The organism is Streptomyces sp. CA-251247 (assembly GCF_050952975.1).
Lineage (GTDB): Bacteria > Actinomycetota > Actinomycetes > Streptomycetales > Streptomycetaceae > Streptomyces > Streptomyces achmelvichensis.
In genome coordinates this window covers 5,463,736-5,489,908 of the sequence record NZ_CP191861.1, presented here as the reverse complement: position 1 = coordinate 5,489,908, position 26,173 = coordinate 5,463,736, and the positions used below count along the sequence as shown (strand labels likewise).

28 protein-coding genes are annotated in these 26,173 nt (G+C 70.4%); 12 read left to right on the top strand and 16 right to left on the bottom strand.

Going from position 1 to position 26,173, the window contains the following annotated elements; translation table 11 throughout:
• Positions 1-31 precede the first annotated feature (31 nt).
• Positions 32-850 carry a hypothetical protein gene (locus ACQPWZ_RS24495; RefSeq protein ID WP_340475318.1) on the bottom strand — a complete coding sequence of 273 codons (819 nt, stop codon included), beginning with the start codon at positions 848-850 and terminating at the stop codon, positions 32-34.
• Between the two features lie 164 nt (positions 851-1,014).
• On the opposite strand from ACQPWZ_RS24495, the gene ACQPWZ_RS24490 reads away from it, so the two are divergent.
• Together ACQPWZ_RS24490 and ACQPWZ_RS24485 are read left to right on the top strand one after the other, a co-directional pair.
• The gene (locus ACQPWZ_RS24490) at positions 1,015-1,887 is read left to right on the top strand and encodes a DUF4097 family beta strand repeat-containing protein (RefSeq protein ID WP_384444588.1); all 873 of its coding nucleotides are present in this window, start codon (positions 1,015-1,017) and stop codon (positions 1,885-1,887) included.
• Position 1,888: 1 nt separating this feature from the next.
• Positions 1,889-2,857: a helix-turn-helix transcriptional regulator gene (locus tag ACQPWZ_RS24485; protein ID WP_340475316.1), complete on the top strand. Its 969-nt coding sequence runs from the start codon at positions 1,889-1,891 to the stop codon at positions 2,855-2,857.
• Positions 2,858-3,528: 671 nt separating this feature from the next.
• Here the strand turns inward: ACQPWZ_RS24485 and ACQPWZ_RS24480 are convergent.
• Entirely contained in the window at positions 3,529-4,080 is a 552-nt protein-coding gene (locus ACQPWZ_RS24480; protein WP_433572376.1) for a Clp protease N-terminal domain-containing protein, read from the bottom strand.
• Positions 4,080-4,289, bottom strand: coding sequence for a helix-turn-helix domain-containing protein (locus ACQPWZ_RS24475; RefSeq protein ID WP_037851906.1), 210 nt, complete (start codon positions 4,287-4,289; stop codon positions 4,080-4,082). Before ACQPWZ_RS24475 ends, ACQPWZ_RS24480 begins: the two co-directional genes overlap by 1 nt.
• 71 nt (positions 4,290-4,360) lie before the next feature.
• On the opposite strand from ACQPWZ_RS24475, the gene ACQPWZ_RS24470 reads away from it, so the two are divergent.
• The gene (locus tag ACQPWZ_RS24470; protein ID WP_433572375.1) at positions 4,361-5,218 is read left to right on the top strand and encodes an MBL fold metallo-hydrolase; all 858 of its coding nucleotides are present in this window, start codon (positions 4,361-4,363) and stop codon (positions 5,216-5,218) included.
• Here ACQPWZ_RS24470 and ACQPWZ_RS24465 read toward each other — a convergent pair.
• The 3 genes from ACQPWZ_RS24465 to ACQPWZ_RS24455 form a co-directional block, all read right to left on the bottom strand.
• Positions 5,196-6,776 carry a glycoside hydrolase family 5 protein gene (locus ACQPWZ_RS24465; protein ID WP_433572374.1) on the bottom strand — a complete coding sequence of 527 codons (1,581 nt, stop codon included), beginning with the start codon at positions 6,774-6,776 and terminating at the stop codon, positions 5,196-5,198. The genes ACQPWZ_RS24470 and ACQPWZ_RS24465 overlap by 23 nt on opposite strands.
• 33 nt (positions 6,777-6,809) lie before the next feature.
• Complete coding sequence (locus ACQPWZ_RS24460) at positions 6,810-7,775, bottom strand: zinc-binding dehydrogenase (protein ID WP_340475312.1); 966 nt, start codon at positions 7,773-7,775, stop codon at positions 6,810-6,812.
• A 284-nt stretch (positions 7,776-8,059) separates the two neighbouring features.
• Positions 8,060-9,271, bottom strand: a complete 1,212-nt coding sequence (locus ACQPWZ_RS24455; RefSeq protein WP_340475311.1) for an NAD(P)-dependent malic enzyme — start codon at positions 9,269-9,271, stop codon at positions 8,060-8,062.
• 525 nt (positions 9,272-9,796) lie between these two features.
• Between ACQPWZ_RS24455 and ACQPWZ_RS24450 the strand changes: the two genes are divergently transcribed.
• From ACQPWZ_RS24450 to ACQPWZ_RS24440, 3 genes are read left to right on the top strand one after another with little or no spacing between them, the layout of a single operon-like run.
• Positions 9,797-10,756, top strand: a complete 960-nt coding sequence (locus ACQPWZ_RS24450; protein WP_340475310.1) for an ABC transporter substrate-binding protein — start codon at positions 9,797-9,799, stop codon at positions 10,754-10,756.
• Between the two features lie 46 nt (positions 10,757-10,802).
• Positions 10,803-11,756 carry an amino acid ABC transporter permease gene (locus ACQPWZ_RS24445; protein WP_340475309.1) on the top strand — a complete coding sequence of 318 codons (954 nt, stop codon included), beginning with the start codon at positions 10,803-10,805 and terminating at the stop codon, positions 11,754-11,756.
• A 1-nt stretch (position 11,757) separates the two neighbouring features.
• On the top strand, positions 11,758-12,519 hold the full coding sequence (locus ACQPWZ_RS24440) for an amino acid ABC transporter ATP-binding protein (protein WP_340475308.1): 762 nt from the start codon (positions 11,758-11,760) through the stop codon (positions 12,517-12,519).
• A gap of 108 nt (positions 12,520-12,627) precedes the next feature.
• Here the strand turns inward: ACQPWZ_RS24440 and ACQPWZ_RS24435 are convergent, their stop codons facing one another.
• Entirely contained in the window at positions 12,628-13,401 is a 774-nt protein-coding gene (locus ACQPWZ_RS24435) for a class I SAM-dependent methyltransferase (protein WP_433572373.1), read from the bottom strand.
• Positions 13,402-13,481: 80 nt separating this feature from the next.
• On the opposite strand from ACQPWZ_RS24435, the gene ACQPWZ_RS24430 reads away from it, so the two are divergent.
• On the top strand, positions 13,482-14,111 hold the full coding sequence (locus ACQPWZ_RS24430) for a CGNR zinc finger domain-containing protein (RefSeq protein WP_340475306.1): 630 nt from the start codon (positions 13,482-13,484) through the stop codon (positions 14,109-14,111).
• On the opposite strand, the gene sodX is transcribed toward ACQPWZ_RS24430, so the two are convergent.
• A complete protein-coding gene (gene sodX, locus ACQPWZ_RS24425) occupies positions 14,015-14,434 on the bottom strand; it encodes a nickel-type superoxide dismutase maturation protease (protein WP_340475305.1) in 420 nt (139 codons plus the stop codon). The genes ACQPWZ_RS24430 and sodX overlap by 97 nt on opposite strands.
• A 150-nt stretch (positions 14,435-14,584) precedes the next feature.
• On the opposite strand from sodX, the gene sodN reads away from it, so the two are divergent.
• Positions 14,585-14,980, top strand: a complete 396-nt coding sequence (gene sodN, locus ACQPWZ_RS24420) for a superoxide dismutase, Ni (RefSeq protein WP_313944179.1) — start codon at positions 14,585-14,587, stop codon at positions 14,978-14,980.
• A 107-nt stretch (positions 14,981-15,087) separates the two neighbouring features.
• On the opposite strand, the gene ACQPWZ_RS24415 is transcribed toward sodN, so the two are convergent.
• On the bottom strand, positions 15,088-16,284 hold the full coding sequence (locus tag ACQPWZ_RS24415) for a low temperature requirement protein A (RefSeq protein WP_433572372.1): 1,197 nt from the start codon (positions 16,282-16,284) through the stop codon (positions 15,088-15,090).
• Between the two features lie 103 nt (positions 16,285-16,387).
• A complete protein-coding gene (locus ACQPWZ_RS24410; protein WP_433572371.1) occupies positions 16,388-17,530 on the bottom strand; it encodes an epoxide hydrolase family protein in 1,143 nt (380 codons plus the stop codon).
• A gap of 63 nt (positions 17,531-17,593) precedes the next feature.
• Here ACQPWZ_RS24410 and ACQPWZ_RS24405 point away from each other — a divergent pair, with 63 nt between their 5' ends.
• The gene (locus tag ACQPWZ_RS24405) at positions 17,594-18,562 is read left to right on the top strand and encodes a helix-turn-helix transcriptional regulator (RefSeq protein WP_433572370.1); all 969 of its coding nucleotides are present in this window, start codon (positions 17,594-17,596) and stop codon (positions 18,560-18,562) included.
• Here ACQPWZ_RS24405 and ACQPWZ_RS24400 read toward each other — a convergent pair.
• Positions 18,486-19,430 (bottom strand): DMT family transporter, encoded by a 945-nt coding sequence (locus ACQPWZ_RS24400; protein WP_433572369.1) that lies wholly within the window; start codon positions 19,428-19,430, stop codon positions 18,486-18,488. The genes ACQPWZ_RS24405 and ACQPWZ_RS24400 overlap by 77 nt on opposite strands.
• Positions 19,431-19,508: 78 nt before the next feature.
• On the opposite strand from ACQPWZ_RS24400, the gene ACQPWZ_RS24395 reads away from it, so the two are divergent.
• Positions 19,509-20,096: a TetR/AcrR family transcriptional regulator gene (locus ACQPWZ_RS24395; RefSeq protein WP_433572368.1), complete on the top strand. Its 588-nt coding sequence runs from the start codon at positions 19,509-19,511 to the stop codon at positions 20,094-20,096.
• Between the two features lie 157 nt (positions 20,097-20,253).
• On the opposite strand, the gene ACQPWZ_RS24390 is transcribed toward ACQPWZ_RS24395, so the two are convergent.
• Complete coding sequence (locus ACQPWZ_RS24390; protein ID WP_383240474.1) at positions 20,254-21,222, bottom strand: LysR family transcriptional regulator; 969 nt, start codon at positions 21,220-21,222, stop codon at positions 20,254-20,256.
• A 175-nt stretch (positions 21,223-21,397) separates the two neighbouring features.
• Between ACQPWZ_RS24390 and snpA the strand changes: the two genes are divergently transcribed.
• The gene (gene snpA / locus ACQPWZ_RS24385) at positions 21,398-22,054 is read left to right on the top strand and encodes a snapalysin (protein ID WP_340475295.1); all 657 of its coding nucleotides are present in this window, start codon (positions 21,398-21,400) and stop codon (positions 22,052-22,054) included.
• Between the two features lie 304 nt (positions 22,055-22,358).
• Positions 22,359-22,823, top strand: a complete 465-nt coding sequence (locus tag ACQPWZ_RS24380) for a group II truncated hemoglobin (protein ID WP_340475294.1) — start codon at positions 22,359-22,361, stop codon at positions 22,821-22,823.
• Between the two features lie 80 nt (positions 22,824-22,903).
• Here the strand turns inward: ACQPWZ_RS24380 and ACQPWZ_RS24375 are convergent, their stop codons facing one another.
• From ACQPWZ_RS24375 to ACQPWZ_RS24360, 4 genes are all read right to left on the bottom strand, one after another.
• Complete coding sequence (locus tag ACQPWZ_RS24375) at positions 22,904-23,344, bottom strand: DUF6304 family protein (RefSeq protein ID WP_340475293.1); 441 nt, start codon at positions 23,342-23,344, stop codon at positions 22,904-22,906.
• Between the two features lie 338 nt (positions 23,345-23,682).
• Complete coding sequence (locus ACQPWZ_RS24370) at positions 23,683-24,264, bottom strand: dihydrofolate reductase family protein (RefSeq protein WP_433572367.1); 582 nt, start codon at positions 24,262-24,264, stop codon at positions 23,683-23,685.
• A gap of 135 nt (positions 24,265-24,399) precedes the next feature.
• Positions 24,400-25,005, bottom strand: a complete 606-nt coding sequence (locus tag ACQPWZ_RS24365; RefSeq protein WP_433572366.1) for a GNAT family N-acetyltransferase — start codon at positions 25,003-25,005, stop codon at positions 24,400-24,402.
• 79 nt (positions 25,006-25,084) lie between these two features.
• Positions 25,085-26,116, bottom strand: a complete 1,032-nt coding sequence (locus ACQPWZ_RS24360; RefSeq protein ID WP_433573861.1) for a family 2 encapsulin nanocompartment cargo protein polyprenyl transferase — start codon at positions 26,114-26,116, stop codon at positions 25,085-25,087.
• Between the last annotated feature and the right edge of the window lie 57 nt (positions 26,117-26,173).

Sequence of the window (26,173 nt, the reverse complement as noted above, 5' to 3'; positions counted from 1 at the left end):
ACGGTGCGGGCGTTCGGGGCGAGGTGTGCGGTTACCGCGGCGAGGTGTGCGGCTGCTCGCGGATCCGGTCGTACGTCAGCGCCAGCGCCCCGTGCGCGAACAGCACGGCCCCGGCCACCAGCCAGCCGCCGCTCCCCCGCCGCAGCCCCCACGCCACGAGCGGCAGGCCCGCCGCCATCTCGACCAGGCCCACCACACGCACCGTCGGACCCGGCCGCCGGGGGCCGAGCAGGCCCTCCTCGACGGCGTGGAACTCCGCCCGTACCGCGTCGCGCCAGCCCGACCACTCCACGGTCTCCGCGCCGATCGCCCGCGCGACGGACCGGAGCCGCCCGGCAGCCTCACCCGGCGCGAGCCCCTCGGGCAGGTCGAGACCCGCCCTGGCCAGCACCGCGAGCAGGCCGAACAGCCGCGACTGCGCGTCCGCGACGGGGTCCGGCAGGGTCAGCGGCTCCAGCGCCTGCACATCGAGGACGGGATCCAGCCCGAGCCGAGAGGCGAAGGTCCGCATCGCCTCGTCCTCGCCCACCGGCGTCCCGTCCGCCAGCCAGACGTACCCCACGGGCCTGCGGAATCCGGACGCGAGCGTGAAGCCGGCCCGGTCGCCGTCCCACCACACGGCGAGGGCCGGCCGGTTCGTACCGATGGCGACGGCCGAGGCCCAGCCGCCGAGCACCTGGTCGACCGGCTCGCCGGCCTGCTGCCAGGGTGTTCCGTCGGGGACGAGGACGCTCCAGTCGTCACCGGCCGCGACGAGGAGCTGCTGCTCACGCAACAACTGGGCGGCCGGCCGTACGGCGGAGGGGTCGGTCCGGCACAGCAGCAGCGCCCCCACGGGTGTCGCGTTCATGCGACTCACGCTAGGGCACTTTGCACCCTTTTGACGTCTCATGTCCCGTCAGGCGCGCCTCCGGTCGGCTTCGCATAGGCGCTTGACATCCCGATCTCGCGATATATCGTATCAACCAGAAGACGCGATATGTTGCGTCACGGACCGCCCTGGGAGGTCAGGTCATGACAGAGTCGACGTGGGCAGTCTCCGAGCCGAGGAAGCTCACCTTCGACGAGCCCGTGACGGCGCTCAATGTGCGCATCGTCAACGGAACGGTGAACGTCGTGGGCACGGACGAAGGTTCCGCCCGCCTCGAGATCAGCGAGATCGAAGGCCCTCCGCTGATCGTGACCCGCGAGGGCTCCACACTCACGGTCGCGTACGAGGATCTGCCCTGGAAGGGCTTCCTCAAGTGGCTCGACCCCAAGGGCTGGCACCGAAAGGCGGTCGTCTCCCTCGCCGTTCCCTCCCGGGCGCGGGTCGAGGTCGGCGTCGTCGGGGCGGGAGCCGTCGTCTCCGGCATCAAGGGAGCGACGTCCGTGCGGGGCGTCAGCGGGGACACCACACTGGTGCGGCTCTCCGGGGACGTCCACGCCGAGAGCGTCTCCGGGAACCTGGAGGCCCACTCGGTGACCGGCGGCCTCCGCTACAACTCCGTGTCCGGCGATCTGACGGTCATCGAGGGCGCGGGCTCCTCCGTCCGGGCCGAGTCCGTCAGCGGCGACATGGTCGTCGACCTCACCGTGCTCGACGCGGACGGAGTGCCGAAGCCGACCGACATCAAGCTCACGACCGTCTCCGGCGAGGTCGCCATCCGGCTGCCGCACCCCACGGACGCCCAGGTCGAGGCCAACACCGCGAGCGGTGCCGTGTCCAACGCCTTCGACGACCTCCGGGTCAGCGGGCAGTGGGGCGCGAAGAAGATCACCGGCACGCTGGGAGCGGGCACCGGCACGCTCCGGGCGACGACCGTCTCCGGCTCCATCGCCCTGCTGCGCCGGCCACCCGAGGACGACGAACCGTACGAGGCCGCCCCGACCGGAAAGGTGCTCTGACATGCCGCCTGTCTTCGCCCACGGCCGTCTGCGCCTGTACCTGCTGAAGCTTCTGGACGAGGCCCCGCGCCACGGCTACGAGGTGATCCGTCTCCTCGAGGAGCGCTTCCAGGGCCTCTACGCCCCTTCGGCGGGCACCGTGTACCCCCGGCTCGCCAAACTGGAGGCCGAGGGCCTGGTCACCCATGCCACCGAGGGCGGCCGGAAGGTCTACTCGATCACCGACGCGGGCCGCGAGGAACTGGCCGGCCGCAGCGGTGAACTGGCCGACCTGGAGCTGGAGATCCGCGAGTCCGTGTCCGAACTGGCGGCGGAGATCCGCGACGACGTACGCGGTGCGGCGGGAAAGCTGCGCAGCGACATGCGCGCGGCGGCGTCACAGACGCGCCAGACCTCCGGTACGGAGAAGGGCGACGCGGCGGCCTGGCGCTCGGCGAAGGAGGAACTGCGCAAGGTCACCCACGAGTGGCAGGAGCAGGCACGCCGGGCAAAGGACGAATCGCGCCGGGCCCGCGAGGACGCCCAGCAGGCACGGCGCCAGGCCAAGGAGGCGCAGGAGACGGCCCGCCGGGAGATGCAGCGGATCGCCAAGCAGGTCCAGGATCAGATGCAGGACCACTTCACGCGGGGCGACTGGCCGACGGGCGTACGGGAAGGGCTCTCCGAGCTCACGACTCAGCTCGGCGGGCTGGCACGCGGGGGCGGGTGGCCGTACGGGAAGCCGGAACGGGAGCCGGTGCCCGACGATGCTCCGCAGGCCGAGAGCGTGCAGGTCGATCCCGAGTGGCCGTCGGGAACGGAGACGACGGGCGAACCGGCCCGCGACCTTGACCGCCTGCTGGACCGCTTCCGCGACGACATCCGGGACGCGGCGCGGGACAACGGGGTGACGGACGCGCAACTGCGCGAGGCGCGCCGCCACTTGTCGACGGCGGCGGCGCATGTGGCGGCGGTGCTGCGGCGGAAGTAGTGGTGGTGCGGGTCCTTGTGGTGCGGGGGTCCTTGTGGTGCGGGTTTTTGTGGTGCGGGTTTTTGTGGTGCGGGTCCTTGTGGTGCGGGTCCTTGTGGTGCGGGTCCTTGTGGTGCGGCTGCGCTTGGTCTGGTGGGTGGGTGCGGGGGCCGGGTTCTCCGGAGGGGGGTGTCCGGACTGCTTTCTCACCGCGCTTCGCGCGAGTTGCTGAAGCTTTGACGTCCGGACACCCCCCTCCTGCGCCCCCGTCCCCCTCCCGCCCGTCCCGCGACCTCCAACCGTCCGGTGTGCCGACGTACCAGGGCGCGGCCCCCGGCGAGTTCAGGGACGGGGACGTGCAGGGGTCGTGTCCGGGACGTCAAAGCGCCCGCAACTCGCGCGAAGCGCGGTGAGGACCGCAGTCCCGGACATGACCCCGGAACGGCACCGGGACAGCAACCGAACAACCGGCCGCGCCACAACCACCCGCGGCCGCGCCACAAGGGCCCGCACCGAACAAAGGGCCGCGCCACAACCACCTGAGGGCCCAGCCACAGGAACCCAGGCCGAACAAGGGGCTGAGCCACGAGCACCTCAGCCCGAGCCACAAGCACCCGCACCGAACAAGCGGCCCAGCCACAAGGGCCCGAGCCGAACACGCGGCTCAGCCACATGAACCCCGCCAGAACAACCTACGCGCGGACCGGGAACAGCACCCTCTCCAGTGACTGGTACGTCACCCCGTGGTCCGCCAGCACCTCCGACACCACCCCCGGCCCCGACGTCAGCGCCAGCAGCAGATGCTCGCCGCCGATCACCCGGTCACCCCGTCCCGTCGCGATGCGCAGCGACTTCACCAGCACCCCCTTCGCCGCCGGCGTGAACGGCCGGTGCCCGGACCACCAGGACTTCGACCTCTTCGACGCCTGCAGGGCACCCGGACCGTACGCCTCCTCCACGCGCGCGACGATCTCGCCCACGTCCACGCCGAACCCCGCCAGCGCCTCGACGTCCGCGTTGGAGAGACCGCCCCGGCGCCGCCCCTCGGCGAGCGCCGTCTCGACGGAGGCCCGCCGGTCCGTGACGCCGAGCGCGGAGAACGCGAACGCGGCCTTCGTGCCCTGTTGGTCCAGCAGCGCGAGCAGCAGATGTTCCTCGGTGACGGCGTCCGCGTCCGCCTTCTCCGCACGCGCCACGGAGTGGGTGACGACCTCCCGTGCGTCGCGGGTGAAGCGCTCGAACATCACTGCCTCCCGTATTTCTTGTGCACGGCCTGCCGGCTGACACCCAGCTCGGCGGCGATCTCCTGCCACGACCAGCCCTGGTTGCGGGCGCTGCGCACCTGCACGGCCTCGAGCTGTTCGAGAAGCCGCCGCAGGGCGGCCACCGCTCGCAGCCCGACCCGGGGGTCCCGGTCGCCCGCCCGTTCGGCGAGATCCGTTGCATCCGTCATGACTGTCAACCTACATTGACAGTTGTCCACAGTCAACCCAGGTTGACAACCTCCAGTCGTACGGTGGTCACGTGATCGATTTCCGCACGTCCTCACCCGTGGCCGGCACCCTCGACGTCCCCTGGCATGCCGGCTGGCCCTCTCCGAAGCACGACCCCGCTCCGGAGATACAGGTGCATGCGTACGGCGAGCACACCGTGATCCTGCGGCAGAACAAGTCGGTGCACTTCGAAGCCCCGTTCCTCTTCCTGCTGTTCGGGAACGAACGAGCGCTGCTGCTGGACTCCGGTGCCACCGCCGACCCCGCGCACTTCCCGCTGCGCGCGACCGTCGACGTGCTGATCGAGGGCTGGCTGGCCCGCCATCCCCGCACCCCGGGGAGCGAGCCGTATGCACTGGTCGTGGCCCACACCCATGGGCACGGCGACCACATCGCGGGCGATCTTCAGTTCGCGGACCGTCCGCACACCGAGATCGTGGGGCCGTCGCTCGCCGAGGTGCGGGAGTTCTTCGGCTTCCGGGACTGGCCGGACGGGCAGGTGGAGCTGGATCTCGGCGGCCGGGTGCTGGATCTGCTGCCCGGCCCCGGGCATCAGGAGGCGGCCGTGGTCTTCCACGACCGGTGCACCGGGCTGCTGTTCACCGGCGACTCGCTCTACCCGGGCCGGGTGTACGTCGAGGACACAGCCGCCTTCGCCGCGACCGTGGACCGCCTGATCGCGTTCTGCGAGACCAGACCGGTCACCCATGTGCTCGGCTGCCACATAGAGATGACGACCGTCCCCGACGAGGACTACCCCCGTGGCACCACGTATCAGCCGGACGAACCGCCGCTCCAGCTGACGCCCGGGCATCTGCGCCGGCTGGGAAAGGCGCTGGCGGAGGGCGAGAGCCATTGCGGGGAGTTCATCGTCGTCCGGCAGGAGTGACGGTGACGGTGATGCGTGCGCCGGGGAGGGCGGCGACGCGCACCCGGTGCGACCGGCCGGCCGCGGCAGTGCGGATGTCGGCGACGGCCGGTCCGGTCACGGAGATCCGCCGGTCGGACGCGCTCGGCGGAAGCGAGATCTCCGTCGTACCGGGCCGCCTCGATGCCCGGTACGTCAGCCGGTAGATCCCGTGCCCGGGATCGATGCCGGGGTCCTGCCCGGGATCGAGGCCGGGGACAAGGCCGGGGTCGTGCGCGTCGGAGATCACGCGGCCCGCGACCACGGCGGCATAGGGGGTCGCCGTCTGCTCCTTGTTCGTGCGGAAGCGGCCGCGTTCGTCGAGCGCGCAGTACCCGCCGCCGTAACACCAGACATAGCCCGCCCAGCCCGAGCTGTAGCGGCTCAGTGACGCGAGGGCGTCTCGGTAGAAGCGCCCCATGTTCGGAAGGGAGTTGTTGAGGGGACCCCACTCCCCCACCACCACCGGTACGCCGTACGTACGGGGGTAGACGGTGACGGCCTTCTCGTACGACTCGATCCAGCCCGCCGAGGGGTCGTAGTCCGCGCCCGCCTCCATCGCGGTGTTGTAGAAGTGCGGCGCGTAGACGACCCCGGGGTCGTCTATCCGCCCGAGGCCGGTCGGTACCCCCTCGCCGACGATCGGCGTCGGCTCGATGAAGAGACGGCTCTCGTCGTCCACCGAACGCACCGCGTCCGCGAGGCGGTTGTACATCGGCGTCAGCTGATCGCGTTCGATGCGGCGGGCCGCCGTGGGGAGATCCTCGCCCTGCCGGAGTTCTCCCATGGGCTCGTTGATCAGGTCGTAGCCGAAGACGGCCGGGTGGTCCCCCAGCCGGCCGGCGAGGACGCGCCACATCTGCGCCTGGGCCCGGCGCAGATCGTCGTCCTCGTAGAGATGGGTGAACGCGCGCTGCACGGCCGGTTCGAAGTACTCGGCGAACCAGTCGTCGGGGTGCGGGGTGAAGGGCAGACCGTCGGTACGGGTCGCCCAGGCGGGGATGCCGCGGTGACCGAAGGCGGGGCCGAAGACGTCCTGGTGGGCGTCGATCAGTACCTGGATGTCATGGGCCCGGGCCCAGTCGAGCACCCGCTCGATCCTGCGCAGATAGGCAGCGCTGTAGTGGCCGCGGCGGGGTTCGAGGTCGTCCCAGAAGACCAGCAGGCGGGCGAAGTTGAAGCCGTTCGCCCGTAGATCGCGGAAGTGCTTCTCCGTGATCGCCTTCAGGGCCTGGTCACCGCGGCCTGCCTTGTCCTCGACGTTCCAGCCGCGCAGCGTGAGCGTCCGCCCCCGGTCGTCCAGGAGCGCCGGAATACCCCTCGGGCCCGCGGCGCCCGCGGTGACTGAGACACCCGCGGCATCCACGGCACCCACGGCACCCACGGAGGAGGAGACAAGCGCCGGTCCGCGCGAGGACGCCCCGGGCGGACCGGAACCCACAGCCGCGGGCGGACCGGCGGCAGCGGCGGGGACCGGAATCCCCGCCACCGACAGGAGGAGGCAGCCGATCAGTGTCCGGATCGTTCGGCGTGCGCGCATGGGACGGATCCCATCAGCACACCTGACGGTCCATCAAGAGGGCGTCAGCACGATCTTCCCGAAGAGGTCGCCGCCGGCCATCCGCTCGAACCCTTCACGGGCCCGGTCCAGCGGCAGGACCTCGTCGATCACCGGACGCAGGCCGGTCGCCGCGCAGAAGGAGAGGAGGTCTTCCAGTTCGTCCTTGGAGCCCATCGTCGAGCCGACCACCTTGAGCTCCAGGAAGAAGATCCGGGTGAGTTCGGCGTGCGAGGGGCGGTCGCCGCTCGTCGCGCCGGAGATCACCAGGGTGCCGCCCGGGCGCAGTGACTTGACCGAGTGGGACCAGGTCGCGGCGCCGACCGTCTCGATGACGGCGTCCACGCGCCGGGGCAGTCGCGCGCCCGGCTCGTACGCCTCCTCGGCGCCCAGTTCGACGGCGCGCTTGCGCTTGGCCTCGTCGCGGCTGGTGGCGTAGACCCGCAGGCCCGCCGCCTTGCCGAGCGCGATCGCGGCGGTGGCGACGCCACCGCCCGCGCCCTGGACGAGGACCGAATCACCCGGACGGACACCGGCGTTGGTGAAGAGCATGCGGTACGCGGTGAGCCAGGCGGTCGGGAGGCAGGCCGCCTGCTCGAAGGTCAGCTCCTTCGGCTTGGGCAGCACGTTCCAGGCCGGGACGGAGACCTGCTCGGCGAAGGTGCCCTGGTAGCGCTCGGTCAGGATCGAGCGCGGCTCGTCGGGGCCGACGCCGTGACCGGTCTGCCCGATCACGGAGTGGACGACCACCTCGTTGCCGTCGGCGTCGACGCCTGCGGCGTCGCAGCCGAGGATCATCGGCAGCTTGTCCTCGGCGAGGCCGACGCCCCGGAGCGACCAGAGGTCGTGGTGGTTGAGGGAGGCGGCTTTGACGGTGACGGTGGTCCAGCCGGGACGGGCCTCGGGCGCGGGGCGTTCACCCAGTTCGAGGCCGTTCAACGGGGCGTCACGGTCGATGCGGGCAGCGTAGGCGGCGAACATGACCTTGACCTTAGGGCGGCGGCACGACGCGGCGGAACCACACAACGGTGTGACACGTACCGCGCCGCCCCGGCCACCGTGCCGCCGGCCCGCATCCGTTGGGCACCCGTTCGGCCCAAGGCCCGGAAGGAATCGGTGCAGGGGGCGATCCCGCGAAACCCGCCCGGACGCGGCCGCGCCGCGCGTGAACGCGTACGGGCCGTGCCACGCCCCTCTCGGAGCGCGGCACGGCCCGTAACCCGTACGCCTGCCTGCGGCCGGAGACCGGCCGGGTGGTCAGGTGGTCAGCGCCGTGCGACACCCTCGGCGCGCGCGGCCGCCGCGACCGCAGCCGTGACCGCGGGGGCGACCCGCTCGTCGAACGGCGACGGGATGACGTAGTCGGCGGCGAGCTGGTCGCCCACGACGTCGGCCAGCGCGTTCGCCGCGGCGATCTTCATGCCCTCGGTGATCCGCGACGCCCGCACCTGGAGCGCGCCCGCGAAGATCCCCGGGAAGGCCAGCACGTTGTTGATCTGGTTCGGGAAGTCGCTGCGGCCGGTCGCCACGACGGCCGCGTACTTGTGCGCGACGTCGGGGTGGACCTCCGGGTTCGGGTTGGCCATGGCGAAGACGTACGCGCCGGGGGCCATCGAGGCGACGGCCTCCTCGGACACGGTCCCGCCGGAGACGCCGATGAAGACGTCCGCGCCGGCCAGCGCGGTCTCCAGGGAGCCGCTCAGCCCGGCCTTGTTGGTGATCTCCGCGAGCTCACGCTTGACGGAGTTCAGGTCCTGACGGTCACGGCTGACGATGCCCTTGCGGTCGGCGACCGCCACATCCCCGAGGCCCGCCTCCAGCAGGAACTTCGCGATGGCCACCCCGGCCGCGCCCGCGCCCGAGATCACGGCGCGCAGCTCGCCCAGGCCGCGCCCGGTCAGCTTCGCGGCGTTCCGCAGGGCCGCAAGGGTGACGACCGCCGTACCGTGCTGGTCGTCGTGGAAGACGGGGATGTCCAGGCGCTCCTGGAGCTTGCGCTCGATCTCGAAGCAGCGGGGCGCCGAGATGTCCTCGAGGTTCACTCCGCCGAAAGAGGGCGCGAGGCGCACGACGGTCTCGACGATCTCGTCCGTGTCGGTCGTGGCGAGCGCGATCGGGACCGCGTCCACGCCGCCGAACTGCTTGAAGAGGATCGCTTTCCCCTCCATCACCGGAAGAGAGGCTTCCGGGCCGATGTCGCCGAGACCGAGCACCGCGGTCCCGTCCGTCACGACGGCGACGACCTGGGACTTCCAGGTGTAGTCGTGGACGAGTTCGGGCTGCTCGGCGATCGCGCTGCACACCTTGGCGACGCCAGGTGTGTACGCGAGGGACAGGTCGTCCTTGTCCCGCACCGGCACGGTGGCCTGGATGGCCATCTTGCCGCCGCGATGCAGCGCGAAGGCCGGATCGAAGGGCTCTTCGGGAGCACTCTCCGAACCGCTGTCGCTGCGAGGATTGACGATCTCCGCTGCCATGTGTTTGACCCCTTAAGTCTTCATCAGTTGAGGGTTTCCACTCCTGGTTGAGGAGGGGTGGGCGGGCACCGCGTACGTGCCCTGCCTCGGCGGTTGGCCCGCTCCGGCGGGGGGAGGTACATACGCGCGGGCGCGCCGCACACGCGCCCTGAGCCCCGGATGAGGGGTGTAAGCGTCCTTCTTACCTGACCAGGAGCACCGGCGACGAGTCGGTATCCAGTTGCTGACACGACTCGTCGCCGAATGTCAGGACACGTCAGCTACGCGCCCTGAATGCCGCCCGTAGCAGGCTACGAGCCGCATATCTTCCGGTCGGAAGCAGGTATTCCCGTGAATGGTCCGGTCGTGATGTACCGGCCCGGGAGGGGGTCGGGGGTGTCCCGTTACCCGATTTTGACATGCGTGGCCCCCTGAATGGGCTAGTCCGAATGGCAAGATGCCGAAAACACACAAGGTGGCGACACTCGAAGATGAGTGCACGACCGCTGAAATGGCACTTCCCTCACCCGCCGGAGGACCCCGATCATGACCGCAAGCACCACTCGTCGTACGACCGCCGCCAGGACCCGGATCGCCGCGGTCGGCGCCATCGCGGTCGCGGGCGCGCTGCTCCTCACCGCCTGTGGTGACCAGACGAACTCCGGTTCCGGCTCCTCGGAGACCGGCGCGGCCTCGGAGGCGGCGCTCTTCGACAAGCTGCCCAAGAAGTACCAGGACTCCAAGGTGATCAAGGTCGGCACCGACGCCGCCTACGCCCCGATGGAGTACGAGGAGGGCGGCAAGATCGTCGGTATCGACCCCGACATCGCCGCGGCTCTGGGCAAGGAGCTGGGCGTCAAGTTCCAGTTCACCAGCGGCACCTTCGACGGCCTGATCTCGTCGCTGAACAGCGGCCGCCAGGACGTCGTCATGTCCGCGATGAGCGACACCAAGGCCCGCCAGGACGGCCTGGACGACAAGGGCAAGAAGGTCGGCCAGGGCGTCGACTTCGTGGACTACTTCACCTCCGGCGTCTCGCTGCTGGTGAAGAAGGGCAACCCGAGCAAGATCGAGTCGCTCGACGACCTGTGCGGCAAGAAGGTCGCCGTCCAGCGCGGCACGATCTACGAGGACACGTTCAAGGCCCAGGCCACCAAGTGCAAGACGGACGGCAAGGGCACGCTGACCATCGAGGCGTTCGACACCGACGCCGAGGCCCAGACCCGTGTGAAGTCCGGCGGCGCCGTCGCCGACCTCAACGACTACCCGGTCGCCGCGCACATCGCGAAGACCGCGGGCGGCGGCAACGACTTCGAGGTCGCGGGCGACCAGACCGACGCCGGCCCGTTCGGCATCGCGGTCGACAAGGACAACGCGCAGCTGCGTGACGCGCTGAAGGCGGCCGTGGACGCCATCATCAAGAACGGCGAGTACGAAAAGGTCCTCGAGAAGTGGGACGTCAAGAACAGCGCCGTCACCGAGGCGACCATCAACGCCGGCAAGTAGGTCACGGTCGGTCCGCTTCAACGCGTTTCACTGAAGGGCAGTCACTGTGACTGACAAGTTCGACAAGACGCCCGCCGACGAGCCACCCTCGGACCCGGCGGTCGTCAAGGCGTCATCCACGGCGCCCGACCAGATCAAGGCCATCCCGGTACGGCACTGGGGCCGCTGGGTCAGCGGTGTCATCGTCGTGGCACTGCTGGGCTCGCTGGTCTATTCGTTCTCGCAGGGCGACGTCAACTGGGACACCGTCGGGGACTTCATCTTCGACGACCGGATCCTGGCCGGTATGGGCCGCACGGTGCTGATCAGCGTGCTGTCCATGCTCATCGGTCTGATCCTGGGCGTGGTCTTCGCCGTCATGCGGCTCTCGAAGAACCCGGTGACGGGTGCGGTCTCCTGGCTGTACATCTGGTTCTTCCGCGGCACTCCGGTCTATGTGCAGCTGCTGCTGTGGTTCAACCTCGCGCTGATCTTCCCCGTCCTGAACCTCGGGTTCTACAAGGACGAGATGGTCGACGTGATGACCCCGTTCATGGTCGCCCTGCTGGGGCTGGGCCTGAACGAGGGCGCCTACATGGCGGAGATCGTCCGGGCCGGCATCCAGTCGGTCGACGAGGGCCAGACGGAGGCGTCCCACGCGCTCGGCATGTCCAACGGCAAGACCATGCGCCGCGTGGTCCTTCCGCAGGCCATGCGCGTGATCGTGCCGCCGACCGGCAACGAGTTCATCAACCTGCTCAAGACCTCGTCCCTGGTCTCCGCGGTGCAGTACACCGATCTTCTGCGGGCGGCGACGAACATCGGATCCACATCGTTCGCGGTGATGGAGATGTTGTTGGTGGCGTCGGTCTGGTATCTGGCTCTGACCAGCGTCTTCAGCGTCGGCCAGTACTACGTCGAGCGGTACTACGCCCGTGGCTCGCTGCGGCAGCTGCCGAAGACGCCATGGCAGAAGGTCAAGGCCAACCTGCTCTCCCTCAACAGCCCCAGGGGGGTGTGACATGACCCCCATGGTGAAGGCCGAGGGCGTACACAAGTCCTTCGGCTCAGCGCACATCCTCAAGGGAATCGACCTCGAGGTCGCCCCGCGCGAGGTGTTCTGTCTGGTCGGTCCGTCCGGTTCCGGCAAGTCGACGTTCCTTCGGTGCATCAACCACCTGGAGCAGATCAACGCCGGCCGGCTCTCGGTCGACGGGCACCTGGTGGGCTACCGGCAGAAGGGCGACAAGCTCTACGAGCTGAAGGACAGCGAGGTCGCGGCGCAGCGCCGGGACATCGGCATGGTCTTCCAGCGCTTCAACCTGTTCCCGCACATGACGGCCATCGCAAACGTCATGGAGGCGCCGATCCAGGTCAAGGGCGAGTCGCGGGCCGTGGCCCGGGCGCGCGCCGAGCGGCTGCTGGACCGCGTGGGCCTGGCCGACAAGGCCGGGAACTACCCCTCGCAGCTCTCCGGCGGTCAGCAGCAGCGGGTGGCGATCGCCCGTGCGCTGGCGATGGAGCCGAAGCTGATGCTCTTCGACGAGCCGACCTCCGCGCTCGACCCGGAGCTGGTCGGCGACGTGCTGGACGTCATGCGGGGTCTCGCCGAGGACGGCATGACGATGATCGTCGTGACGCACGAGATGGGCTTCGCCCGTGAGGTCGGCGACGCGCTGGTCTTCATGGACGACGGTGTGGTGGTCGAGTCGGGCCATCCCCGCGAGGTCCTGACGAACCCGCAGCACGACCGGACGAAGTCGTTCCTGTCGAAGGTGCTCTAGCAGGTTCTCCGGACGGCTCCGGTACAGGAGTCGTCCCACGGGAGGGCGGTACGGACCTGGTCCGTACCGCCCTCCCGTGCGTTGCGCGTCAGCGGAGCGGCAGCCGCGTCACTTCAGCGCGAGCAGCAGGGTGTCGGAGGGTGAGCACCAGACCGGGCGGGCCTCGCCGAAGCCGGCGGTGAGCAGCGTCTCGGCGTGCCACTGGGCGGAGGGGGTCTCGCCGTCCGCGTGCTCGCCGTAGATCTCGTACCGGCGGGCGGTGGGCTCCGCGAGGACGGGGTCCTGACCGGCCAGGGCCCACCATTCGGCCCAGTCGACCGCCCCGGATTCCTTGGCGCGCTCCATCTGGACGTGCCGGTGGGCGCGCTCGACGGCGTTGATGCGCGGGGTGGTGCGGTCGATCATGTGGTCGGCGTTCATGAGGACGCCGTCGTCGCGCACGAGCGAGGCGAGCTGCCCGTAGAGGGTGGCGAGCGGTCCGCTGCGCAGCCAGTGCAGGGCGGTCGCGGTGAGCACGGCGTCGTACGAGGCGTACGGCAGGTGCGAGGTCCAGTCGGGGTCGGTCAGATCGGCGGTGACGAAGGTGACCCGGTCGTCGGTGGCGAAGGAGCCCCGGGCGATGGTCAACAGGGCGGGGTCCAGGTCGACACCCGTGCTGGTGGCCTTCGGGAACCGCTTGAGGACCCGGTCCGTAATACTTCCCGTACCGCACGCGAGGTCCAGCACCCGTGGTTCGGGGCCCACCGTGGCCTCGACCATGTCCAGCATGATCCGGAACCGCTCCTCGCGGTCGGGCATGTACCACTCCTGCTGGCGGTCCCAGCTCTCCTGCCAGGCCTGCCAGTCGGTGCCCGCACCCCTGCTCGTCACTGTCTCCGACACCGGAAACCTCCCGTCCGTAATACCCTCGAAGCAGCATCAGCTGTTACGCAGACCCTAGACCGCCGCGGTAAGGACTACAAGTGGAACTGGCCTATTACTCGGACTACGCCGTGCGCCTGGTCAACACCGAGGAGCCGGCCCGTAACAAGGACTCCCTCACCTCGGTGGACGCCGTACGGGAACTGTTCGGCGAGTCCACACAGTCCGCACGCCGCGCGACCGACGCGGACGTCACCCGGTTCCGCTCCGTACGGGGCCGGCTGCGGGCGGTCTTCACGGCGGCCGACGGCGGCGACGAGACAGGGGCCGTCGACCTGCTCAACTCGCTGCTGCTGGAGTTCCCGGTCAGCCCGCAGATCTCCGGCCACGACTTCCGGGACGACGACGGCCGCCCGAAGTGGCACATGCACCTGGCCGACCATCCGTCGAACGCGACCGCCGGATACGCCGCGATCGCCGCCATGGGTCTGGCGTTCCACCTCACGGAGTACGGGGTCGACCGGCTCGGTCTGTGCCAGGCGCTGCCCTGCCGCAACGCCTACCTCGACACCTCCACCAACCGCTCCCGGCGCTACTGCTCGGACCGCTGCGCGACCCGCGCCAACGTGGCCGCCTACCGCGCCCGCAAGCGCCTGGAGACCGAGCGGTCACAGAGCACGGGACGTACCGCGGAGAGTGCCCAGGAGGCGAGCCCGCGGGCGGATCGCTGATCCTCCGCGAGCGGGCGGTATCTCCCCCGCACCCGCCCCAGCAGCAGTTCGTGGGGCACCGATCCGAACACCCGGCTGTCGCCCTCGGCCCCCGGGTTGTCCCCCAGCACCCACCAGCCGTCCTCGCGCCGCTCCACCAGCCGTTTCACGATGAGCAGATCCTGCTGGAGGGGATGGCGCAGCACGGCGATGTCCCCGGGCTTCACCTCGGCGCCGTAGTGCACCAGCAGTTGATCGCCGTGCCTGAGCGTCGGGTACATGGACGGCCCCGTCACTTCGGCGACCCCGAACGGCGCTCTCGGCTCCCGCCCCTGCTCACTCATCCGCCACCTCCGAGCCCCTCGGTATGTTCGGCCACCAGTCCCATACTGACCCTGGACTTTTGTCCTAAGCCCTAGGGGGCACTCGCGAAAACAGGTCTCTCACGGAGTAATGTCCCACCTGAGAAGACGATCACGAGGAAGGACAGCTCAATGCTTTCCCGCCTGTTTGCCCCCAAGGTGAAGGTCAGCGCCCACTGCGACCTGCCTTGCGGTGTCTACGACCCGGCCCAGGCCCGTATCGAGGCCGAGTCGGTCAAGGCCGTCCAGGAGAAGTACCAGGCCAACGAGGACCCGCACTTCCGGGCCCGCGCCACGGTCATCAAGGAGCAGCGTGCCGAGCTCGCGAAGCACCACGTCTCGGTGCTCTGGAGCGACTACTTCAAGCCGCCGCACTTCGAGAAGTACCCGGAGCTGCACCAGCTGGTGAACGACGCGCTCAAGGCGCTGTCGACCGCCAAGGGCTCGACTGACCCGGCGACGGGCCAGAAGGCGCTGGACTACATCGCCCAGATCGACAAGATCTTCTGGGAGACCAAGAAGGCTTGATCCGATCCGTCGGATCGCTTCACTCTCACCGCCCGCGCCCGGCACCCCCTCTGGGGGGAGCCGGGCGCGGTCGTCTGTCGGGTGCGGTCACCTGGCGCCTGCCGGCCTCAACCGGTTGTCGTCGCCCCCTCCTTGCGGCCGTACAGCACCACCAGCGCCGTGACCACCGCCGCCAGCAGCGCCAGTGCGAGGCCCGCGGGGATCACGGCCGTCAGCGGGCCGGCGCACACACAGACGAGGCCGCCCACGAGGAGGACGAGCGAGCGTCGGCCCGTCGCTCGCAGCAGGATCACGCCCGACGCCAGCAGGAAGACGCCGGCACCTCCGGGGAGGGCCCACGCCACGATCCCGTGGAGCGGCTCGGACAGGTCGTAGTGGCCGGTGTCGGCGATCTGGTGGAGCACCTTCTTCATCCCGAGCGCGGAGACCACGACGCCCGCGACCAGCGGCAGATGCAGGAAGGTGTAGGCGTCGCGCGCGAAGCGGGTGCGGTCGTCGCCGGTGAGAGCGGCCAGCCGGTGTTCGGCCGCTTCGGCGACCTGGCGGAAGTACAGCCGCCACAGACCCGCCACGACCAGCAGCCCCGCCGCGGCGGCGCCCAGCACTGCGGCGGAGACGGGGTAGCCGGAGACCCCGACACCGATCGCCACGATCGACTCCCCGAGCGCGATGAGGACGATCAGTCCGTGCCGCTCGGCGAAGTGCCCGGGTGAGGCGACGCGCCAGCCCGACGAACCGGTGATCCAGATGCCGCTGTAGTCGATGGCCACCGCGCCGAGCCAGATGAGGATCTGGGTCACGCCGGTGAAGGCGCTGCCGACCAGCAGCAGCACGAACGGCGGTGCCACCGAGAGCAGTGCGGTACGGCGCAGCGTGGCACGCAGCGCCTTGTCGCCCGGGCTGGAGACCCAGTACGACACGAGATGCAGCACCCGGACCGCGCCGTAGCAGAGCACGAACACCAGGGGTGCCGGCAACCCGCCGGGGGCGTCGTCGTACACCTCGGGCACGGTCAGCGAGACGATGAGCACCACCGCCATGACCGCGACCAGGACGCCGAACAGCGCGCCCGAGTCGGCGCGTACGACGTTGCCGAGCCAGGCGAAGCAGCACCAGCACCACCAGAGCAGCGCGAGCACGACCACTCCGCCGAGCAGTCGCAGGGCGGAGGTGTCGCGAGCCATGAGTGCGGTGACCTGGGTGATCGCGTACACGAAGACCAGGTCGAAGAAGAGTTCCGCCGGTGTCACCCGGTGGTCGTCCTCGGTGGCGATCATTCTGGACCGCTCTTTGCCGGTCGTCATGCTGCTCCCCCCCTGGCCGGCCCGCCGCCGGGCCGACTCCGCGCGGAAGGATACCCACGCCGGCTTCCGGCGGCGACGCCGTTCTCGACGGGCGTACTGCCCGTCAGTTCTCCTTCAGGGAACGGAAGAAGTCGCGTACGTCCCGGGTGAAGAGGTCCGGCTGCTCCAGGGGAAGGAAGTTGCCGCCGCGCTCCAGCTCCGACCAGTACGTGATGTTGTGCTCGCGTTCGGCGAAGCGCCGTACGGCGATGTCGGTGGTGAGCGCGACCGCCACGCCCGTGGGCACCGTGCCGCGCTCCTTCGGCGCCCACGCGGACGGATCGTGAGCCGACTCGTAGTAGAGGTTCGCGGACGAGCCCGCGGTGGCCGTGAACCAGTACAGACTCACGTTGGTCAGCAGGTGGTCGCGTCCGACCGCGTCCTCGGGCAGGTCCTTCTCCGCGTCCGTCCACTCCTTGAACTTCTCGGTGATCCAGGCCAGTTGACCGACCGGCGAGTCGTGCAGCGCGTGCGCCAGGGTGTGCGGGCGGGTCGACTGGATGGCGTTGAAGCCCATCATGTCGTCACGGAAGTTCTGGAGCCGGGCGAGGCGGCCCTGTTCGGCTTCGGTCAGGCCCTCGAAATCGGCGGGGTCGTCGGACGGGAAGACGATGAAGCCGTTGACGTGGATGCCGACGACGCGGTCCGGCGCCTGCCGGCCCATCTCGGTCGCGATCCAAGCACCGCCGCCGGTGCCCTGGACGCCGTAACGCCCGTATCCGAGAAGGGACATGAGCTCGGTGTACGCGGCGGCGATGCGGCCGTTGTTCCAGCCCGGCGCGCTGAGCGGACCTGAGAAGCCCACGCCGGGCGTACTCGCGACGACGACGTGGAAGTCCTGGGAGAGCGGGCGGATCACCTCGACGTACTCGATGATCGAGGCAGGCCAGTCGTGCATCAGCAGCAGCGGTGTGGCGTCCGGGGTCTCGGAGCGCACATGCAGGAAGTGGATGTTCTGCCCGTCGATCTCGGCGATGAACTGCGGGAACTCGTTGAGCGCCGCCTCGGCCGCGCGCCAGTCGTAGCTCTCGGCCCAGTACTCGGCGAGCCCTCGCAGATAGCCGGCCGGCACGCCGCGGCTCCAGCCGGTGCCCGGGACCTCGGCGCCCCAGCGGGTGCGGCGCAGCCGGTCGCGCAGATCGTCGATGTCGGCCTGCGGGATCTCGATGCGGAAGGGGCGGATCTGTGCGGAGGTGTCGGTGTCCATGAACAGAACGGTAGAAGGCGATTAGGCACGTCCGGTTCCTGAATTGCTGGCAGTCTCGACTTCATGCTGGAAACCTCCGCGCGACTGCTGCGTCTGCTGTCCCTGCTCCAGACGGCCCGTGAGTGGCCGGGCACCGAACTGGCCGAGCGGCTGGGGGTGAGCGGCCGTACGGTGCGCAACGACATCGACCGGCTCCGCGAACTCGGCTATCCCGTCGATGCCACCCGCGGCCCGGCCGGCGGCTATCGGCTCGCCGCGGGCACCGCGATGCCCCCGCTGCTGCTGGACGACGAGGAGGCGGTCGCGGTGACGATCGCGCTGCGCACGGTGGCTCAGGGCGCGCTCTCGGGCATGGAGGAGACATCGCTGCGGGCGCTGGCGAAGCTGGAGCAGGTCCTCCCCGCACGGCTGCGCCGGCGGGTACAGACACTGCAGACGTACACCGTGCCGGTCCCGGCGGACCAGCCGCGGCCGGCCGTGGACGCCGATGTGCTGACGGTGCTGACGGCCGCCTGCCGGGACCGTGAGCGGCTGCGGTTCGACTACCGCGCCCACGACGGTTCGGCGTCCCGCCGGGTGGGCGAACCGCACCGGGTGGTCTCGTGGGGGCGGCGCTGGTATCTGGTGGCGTGGGACGTGGAGCGCGGGGACTGGCGCACCTTCCGGGTGGACCGCATCCAGCCGCGAACACCCACGGGACCCCGGTTCGCGCCGCGCGAACTGCCCGACGGCGGCGATGCGGCGACCTACGTCGCGCGGCGCGTCTCGGCGGCCGGCTGGCGCCACCGCGCCCGGGTCACGGTGCACGCCCCGGCGGAGGCCGTCGCCGAACGCATCAACCCGGCGGTCGGGGTGGTCGAGGCGCTCGACGACTCCACGTGCGTCCTGGACACCGGCGCGGACTCCGTCGAGACGCTGGGCGTCTATCTCGGCATGCTGGGCCACGACTTCGACGTCACCGGCCCCCCTGAACTGCTCGCTCATCTACGGGAGCTGGCGCGGCGCTACGACCGCTCGACCCCCGCGTCCTGACCGGGCGCTCGCCACGGTGCACGACGACGACGGCCACGAGCGCGAGCGCGAGGCCGAGCCCGGTCTGCAGCCCGAACGGCTCACCGAACATCAGGGCGCCCCAGATCGCCGTCACCGGCGCCATCAGGAACATCAGCGTGTTCACCCGGGTGACGCCGGAGCGCCGCAGCACCAGCCAGTACAGCCCGTATCCACCGAAGGTGGAGAGCACCACGAGCCAGCCGACCGCCAGCCAGAACGAGCCCTCGGCGGGCGGCGTCGTCGCCCCGAAGGCGGCCGCGAGGGCGGTGAAGACGACCGCGCTGGTGGCGCAGTGGACGGTCATGGCGACCGACGGGGCGACGGGCGTGCGGGTGCGGCCCTCCAGGAACGTGGCCGCGACCAGGGAGAGCATCCCGACGAACGGGACCGCGTACGCCCAGGGCGGGACGCCGTGCACCGCCGAGGCGTCGGCGAGGGTGACGACGGCGACGCCGGAGATGCCCAGCCAGAGGCCGAGCCACTGCCGGCGCGAGACGTACTGCCGCAGCAGCGGTCCCGCGAGCGCGCCCGCGACCAGCGGCTGGGTTCCGTCGATCAGCGCGGTGGTGCCGCTGGAGACGCCGAGCTGGATCGCCGCGTAGACGGTGAGCAGATAGCCGCTCTGTGACAGGGCTCCGATCACGGTCTGCCGCAGGACGTCCCTGGCCGTGAGACCGCGCCAGGACGCGCGGGCGAGGAGCGCCGAGACCAGGGCGAGGACGAGGGCCAGCGGCAGGAACCGCCACATCAGGACCGTCACGGCGTCGGCGCTGCCGGCACCGAGTTTGGCCCCGATGAAGCCGGAGCTCCAGCAGAGGACGAAGGCCGCGGAGAGCAGGACGTTCATGGCAGTCGCACCACCCGGGGAAGGAGGTATACAGATCGGTCTACCGCTTCCACTATACAGATCGGTATACTGGACGTCATGAGCAGCACCACGGCCCCGCATCGCATCGCCATGACCCCGGGCGCCCGCCGCGCGCTGGACGCCGCCTCGCGTCTCTTCTACGACCGCGGCATCCACGCGGTCGGCGTCGACCTGATCGCGGCCGAGGCGGGGGTGACCAAGAAGACCCTCTACGACCGGTTCGGCTCCAAGGACCAGATCGTCGTGGAGTACCTGGCGGCGCGCGACGAACAGTGGCGGGCCTTCCTCGCCGAGCGTCTGACCGAGGCCGGAGCGGAACCGGACGCCCGCGTCCTGGCCGTCTTCGACGCCTCTCGCGTATGGGCGGGCGAGCACAGCACGCGCGGTTGCAGCATGGTCAACGCCCATGCCGAGATCAGCGATCCGGCGCATCCCGCGTCCGCGCTCATCACCGGCCAGAAGGCCTGGATGCTCGGGCTCTTCACCGACCTGGCCCGGGAGGCCGGGGCCAAGGACCCCGACAGGCTCGGCCGCACCCTGATGCTGCTGCACGAGGGCGCACTCGTGGCGCACGGCCTGAACATCTTCCCCGACGCGCTCGGCGCCGCGCGCGAGCAGGCGCGTTCGCTGCTCGCGACGGGCTGAACCGGCTCATGGGCTGCGGAGCCGGGCGCGTGTTCCGAGCTGGGCGCCCGGACCCCTGAACCGGCTCGCGTCCGGCCGAGCCTGCTCCCGGCGGGCTGAGCCGGGCGCCTCTCTGAGCCGGCCCCGGCATCCCGCCGCCGCTCCCGCACGCACGGGTTCAGGGCACGCAGGTCACCGGTGCCGGCAGGAGCGGGCTGTTGTTCCGCAACAGCCAGTGCCGGTAGGTGGCCGCCCGGGACGCCGCCTCGCGGTAGGCGCTTTCCAGATCGGCGTACACGGCCTCGTAGAGCTCGTACGCACCGGGCAGCGAGAACAGCAACAGCCGTACCGCCAGCGGGTCGCCGCGGAGCGGGCGGATCGCCATGTCGTCGCGCGGCCCCGAGGTGGGCTGACAGGGAGCGACCGCCTCGCCGACCGCTATCAGGGATGCGGCCGTGTGGTAATCACCGTGCAGGACGCGCGGGTTGAGTCCGGCCGCCCCCAGGACCCTGCGCAGCCCGTCCCATTCGCCGTCCACCGTCGGGTCGACGATCCATCGGTCTTCGGCCAGATCGGCGAGCTCGACCACGGGAGTCGCGGCGGCCGGATGATCACGTGCCATGGAGATGAACTGCGGTTCGCGCTCGACCAGGACGCGTACCGACAGTCCGTCGGGCACCTGCAGCGGACAGCCCTCCACCTCGTGCACGAAAGCGACATCGAGCTGGCCCGCGGCGACCATCCTGAGCAGGGCGTTCGCGGAGACGTCGACATGCAGCGAGATGTCCGTGCCGGGCAACCGCTGCCTGAGTCTTCGAAGCCAGCCGGCGAGCGCACGGCTCGCGGTGGATCCGATCCGTAACCGGGGGCCGCCGGCTCTGCCCGCCGCGGCTCTGGCCTCGACGACGAGGGCCGCCATTTCGGCCACCAGAGGGCGGGCCCTGCTCAGGACCGCACGGCCCAGCGGGGTGGGCCGGCAGCCGGAGCGTTCACGGGAGAACAGCTCCGCGCCGAGGGAGTTCTCGATACGCCGCAGCTGGGTCGTCAAAGACGGCTGGCTGACGCCCAGTTGTCGCGCGGCCTTGTGCAGGCTGCCCGTGTCCGCAATCGCGCACAGGGCGCGGAGGTGCCTCACCTCGAGCTCCATGTCCCGAGAGTAGGGCGGCACCAACTGCCACACCAGACACATAGTTCGGGCACAGGGGACGGACAGGACAGGTGATGCCCCGGAGTTATCGGCAGTTGACATCATCCGCACGTGGGGGCGGCTCCCCGACACTCTGACGCACCGAACCCGTTCATTGGACGAGTAGGAGCCCCCCATGCGTCACCTGAGAACCGTACTCTCCACGGCTGTCGGACTCGGCCTCGCGGCCGCGCTCTCCGCCGTGCCCGCGACCGCTGCGACGACGGCCAACTCCCCTGCGGCCACCGCGCACACGTCGTACGCCGCCTACGAAGGATCCTCCGAGGACGCCAAGGCGACCAAGGCGTTCTTCGACGCGGTCGTCAAGTCCGTGGCCGAGAAGCGCGCCGCCAACCCGGGCGCGCAGGCCGTGACCGTCGTCTACAGCGCCTCCAGCGCACCGACCTTCCGCTCGCAGATATCCCGCAGCACCCAGATCTGGAACAGCTCGGTCGCCAACGTCCGCCTCCAGGAAGGCAGCAGCCCGGACTTCCAGTACTACGAGGGCAATGACTCCCGCGGCTCGTACGCGAGCACGGACGGCCACGGCCGCGGCTACATCTTCCTCGACTACCGCCAGAACCAGCAGTACAACTCGACCCGGGTCACGGCCCACGAGACCGGGCACGTGCTCGGCCTGCCGGACCACTACTCGGGCCCGTGCAGCGAACTGATGTCGGGCGGCGGTCCCGGCACGTCCTGCCAGAACGCCAACCCGAATGCCGCGGAGCGCGCGCGGGTGAACGCCCTGTGGGCGAACGGCCTGGCGGCAGCGATCGCCAAGGTCTCCTGACGCGCTGACATCCGCCCCAGCCGCAGGGGCGGACCGCGACACGGGGGGGGCGTCCTGCGATAAGTGGCAGGGCGCCCCTCCGCCGTTTGACGCCTAAGGGCTATCCCGTAATCCCCGGTGGATCAGCGCGCGGCGTCAGATGCGGTGCATCGCAAGGCGAAGGGTCGTCCTCATACTGGGCGTATTCGGGCGATCCGACAACGCGGCGTGGGGGCACCTCCCGTGCCCGAAGGGCTACGGGGGAGTGCCGTAGCTGTCGTCGTGCGCCCGCCGGGGATTACGGGACAGCCCTTAGGGTGGCGCCATGACCGATCCGAGTGAGCGCACCGGGACGCTCTACGAGGCCGTGGGCGGCACCGAGACCCTGCGGCGCCTGAGCAACACCTTCTACGACGCCGTCCTGGCGGATCCGCTGCTCGCCCCCGTCTTCGCCGGCTTCACGACCACCCACATCGAGCATGTCGCGGTGTGGCTGGCCGAGATCTTCGACGGGCCCGCCCGCTTCACCGGCGAACTGGGCGGCCATCAGTCCCTGCTCCGCGCCCATCTCGGCCTGCGGATCACCGAGGAGCAGCGGCTGCGCTGGATGGAGCTGATGACCGCAGCGGTGGACAAGGAGCTCCCCGGCGACGAGCTGCTGCGCCGCCGGGTGCTGGAGTACTTCGCGTGGGGTACGAAGATCGCCCGCGATGTGTCGGCCGAGCCGCCGGGCACGGACCTGGGAGATCCGGGCCCCACCCCTCGCTGGGGCTGGGAGGGCCTGCGCTGAGCCTGGGCCCCCGGCTCAGGCCCTGACCGGGCCGGGGCTTCGGCCGGTGTTCAGGCCCCGCTGCGGCGTGCGACCGCGGCTCAGGCCCCGACCGCGGCGTGCGCCCCCAGCTCAGCGCCCGGGGGAAGCTGTTCGCGGATGCGGCCGAAGGCCTCCTCGAAGTCGCCGCTGGCCACCCCGGACTCGTACGCCGCCCCTCCGTAGTGCAGGGTCAGATTGAGGTCCGAGCGGTCGAGGAACCCTCCCGGCCGCGGTTCGCCGAGTGTCAGCAGGCAGCTGAGCGTGGCCCGCTGGACCGCGCCGGCCGTGTGCACGGGCAGCGGTATGTCCCACTCCAGCACGCACGAGGACAGCAACCTCTCGCCCCCGACGGCTCGCAGGGCGGCGAACGTCGCCCCTTCGTACTCAACACCCCTGATGCGCGTGCGCAGTTGCCGTTCGTGCGCCGCGATCGATACCGCTTCCGCGCCCTGCCGGTCGCGGTACCAGCCCGCCCAGACTTCCGTCGACTCCGATGACATGGCGCGGACTGTAGCGGTACCGCAGCCGCCGCCGAACAGCAGGGATGCCTCAGGGACCGGGGCGGGGCACCTCAGGCGGTGTCGACCGCCCGGCCGGGCGGTCACCCGGCCGCTCGCCCCCGGATTCGGCGCTCTGCGCGCAGTCGGGATTGTGGCAGGGGCCGGGGCCCCAGAAGGGGACGTACGCCCCGAGAGTCTTGCGTCGCTTCGTCACGGTACCGACAGGCTGTCCGCACGCCGGGCACTGGTGCTCGGTCTGCGGGCTGCGGACGGTCCGACGTCCTTCGCTGCCCATATCTCCAGGATATGGCGGTACGGGCGGACAGGACACCCGGCGGTCAGCGCTTCCTGAGGTACTTCCTGACGAGGACGCCGTTGTCGAATGCGCGCACGGAGTCGAGGGTGAACGCGTCGACGCGGAAATCCGCGGCGAACATGGGCATGCCGGTGCCGAGCGCCACCGGATAGGTCTTGATCACGAGCTCGTCGACCTCCTCCTTGAGCTGACCGGCGAGATCGGCACCACCGCAGAGGTAGATCCCGAGGCCGTCCTCCTGCTTGAGCTCCCGGACCTTGGCGGCGACGTCCCCGGAGACGATCTCCACATGCGGGTCGGGCGACTCGGTGATGCTGCGGGACGCCACGTACTCCCGCAGATGGGCGTACGGACTGGTGATCTTGGCTGCGAGCGCGAGATCGTAGCTGGCCCGGCCCTGGATGATCGTGTCGTACTCGGTGTTCGGGACGTCATCGACGCCGAAGGCCTGACGGCCGGCGGTGGGCAGGGTGTCGGGGGCTTCCGTCCTGAGGTACTCGAGGAAGTCCCCGCTCACGTACTGCATGAAGCACTCGCCGCTGCCGTCCGGGCCTCCGATGAAGCCGTCGATCGACGCCGCGATGAAATAGCTGAGCTTTCGCAAGACAGGATCACCTTCGGTCGTGGAGGATCCGCCGGGATCGGGCGAACCACTCCACTCATAGTGCTTCAATCATAGTGGTCAAGCAAGAGCTTTTCTCCTCCCGGATTCAGCGAGCGTCAACGGCGGCTGCCGGCTTCAACGGCCCCGCGACTCCCGCCACATCGGCCACATCACCGGGCCGTCCGGCAGGTGCACCGCCGTGCCCGTGAAGGTGAAGCCCAGCCGCTCGTACAGCCTTCTGCTGCCGGGATTGCTCGCCTCCAGATAGGCGGGAACCCCGTCCCGGTCGCACCGCTCCAGTGCGGGGGCCAGCAGCGCCGTCCCCCGACCCTGCCCCTGGTGCTGCGGCGAGACAGCGATCAGCTGGAGGTACTCGTGCGACCTGTCGTGCGGATGGACCTCGTCCGTCAGCCGGCCGACCGTCTCCGCCCGGCCGCGGCTCCGTCCGGCGATCGCCATCAGCCGGGCCCCCGTCTCGTCGTCGACATCCCCCTCCCCCGCCGCCCCGGGCTTGCGCGGGAACCAGAGGGCCGCGGCCGAGCCGTCCTCGGTGACATCGACCCGGCCCACCGCGAGGGCCAGGTCGAGAAACACCCCCAGGAAGGGGGCGTGGGCCCGGTGGAACTCGGCCGGGTCCGGGAAGACCCACCGGCTCACCGGATCGTCCCGGAACGCCTCATGGATGAGGCGGACGAGTTCCTCGCGGTCCTCCGTCGTCCCCTGCCGTACCTCCACGCTCATCGGTCTCCGCCTCTCGCCCCCGCGTCGCGTCCACGTCGTCATCGGTCAACCCGCCTCCATGGTCGGGGAGTCGGGCACCTCAACGGGTACGGCGGGTGACGAATTCGGCCAGGGCCAGCAGATCCCCCGCGGCCGCCAGATCGGGCACCGCCCGGGACAGCTCATGAACGGCGCGGGCCATCCGGTCGGCTGCCTGCAACTGCGCCCAGTCCCGGCCCCCGGCGCGGTCGACCGCCTCGGCGGCCCGGCGCACCGTCGCGGCGTTCATGGGTCCCCGGTACAGCTCGGCCAGTTCCGCCCCGGCGGCGGTGCCGGAGGTCAGAGCGGCCACCACCGGCAGCGACTTCTTGTGCGCGGCCAGGTCGGCGCCCGCCGGCTTCCCCGTCCGGTCGGGGTCGCCCCAGATGCCGATGAGATCGTCGATCAGCTGGAACGCGAGCCCGGCCTCCCGGCCGAACGCGTCCATGGCTGCGGTCTCCTCCTCCCCCGCACCGGCGTACAGGGCTCCGAGCGCGCAGGCGCACCCCAGCAGCGCACCCGTCTTGGCGGTCGCCATCTCGAGGCACTCGTCGAGGGACACGTCGTTCGGCGCGCGCTCCTCGAAGGCACAGTCCGCCTGCTGTCCGGCGCACAGCTCGATCACACAGTCCGCGAGCCGCCGCGACGCGGCCGCGGACGCCGGATGGTGGTCCTCGGCGAGCAGACGCAGCGCGACGGCGAACATGGCGTCACCCGCGATGATCGCGTCAGGGGTACCGAAGACGGTCCAGGCGGTGGGTCGGTGTCTTCGGGTCGGGTCCTCGTCGATGACATCGTCGTGGAGCAGTGTGAAGTTGTGTGCCAGCTCGACGGCTGCCGCGGCCGGCACCGCGAGGCACTCGTTCCCCCCGAGTGCTCTGGTGGCGGCGAGGACGAGCGCCGGCCGGATGGCCTTGCCGGTGGATCCCGCGGCCGGGGTTCCATCCGCGTGCTCCCAGCCGAAGTGGTACATCGCGACCCGGCGCAGGGAGCCGGGCAGGGAGTCGATGGTTGCTCGTAGTTGGGGATCGACAACCTCGCGGGTGCGGTCCAGAAGGGCGATGGCCTCACGGCCCTCGACGGCCTCCGACATGGTCAACTGTGCGGTCCTTTCGGGGGGTCCGGTGCGAGGTTGCGGCCGGTTGCTCCG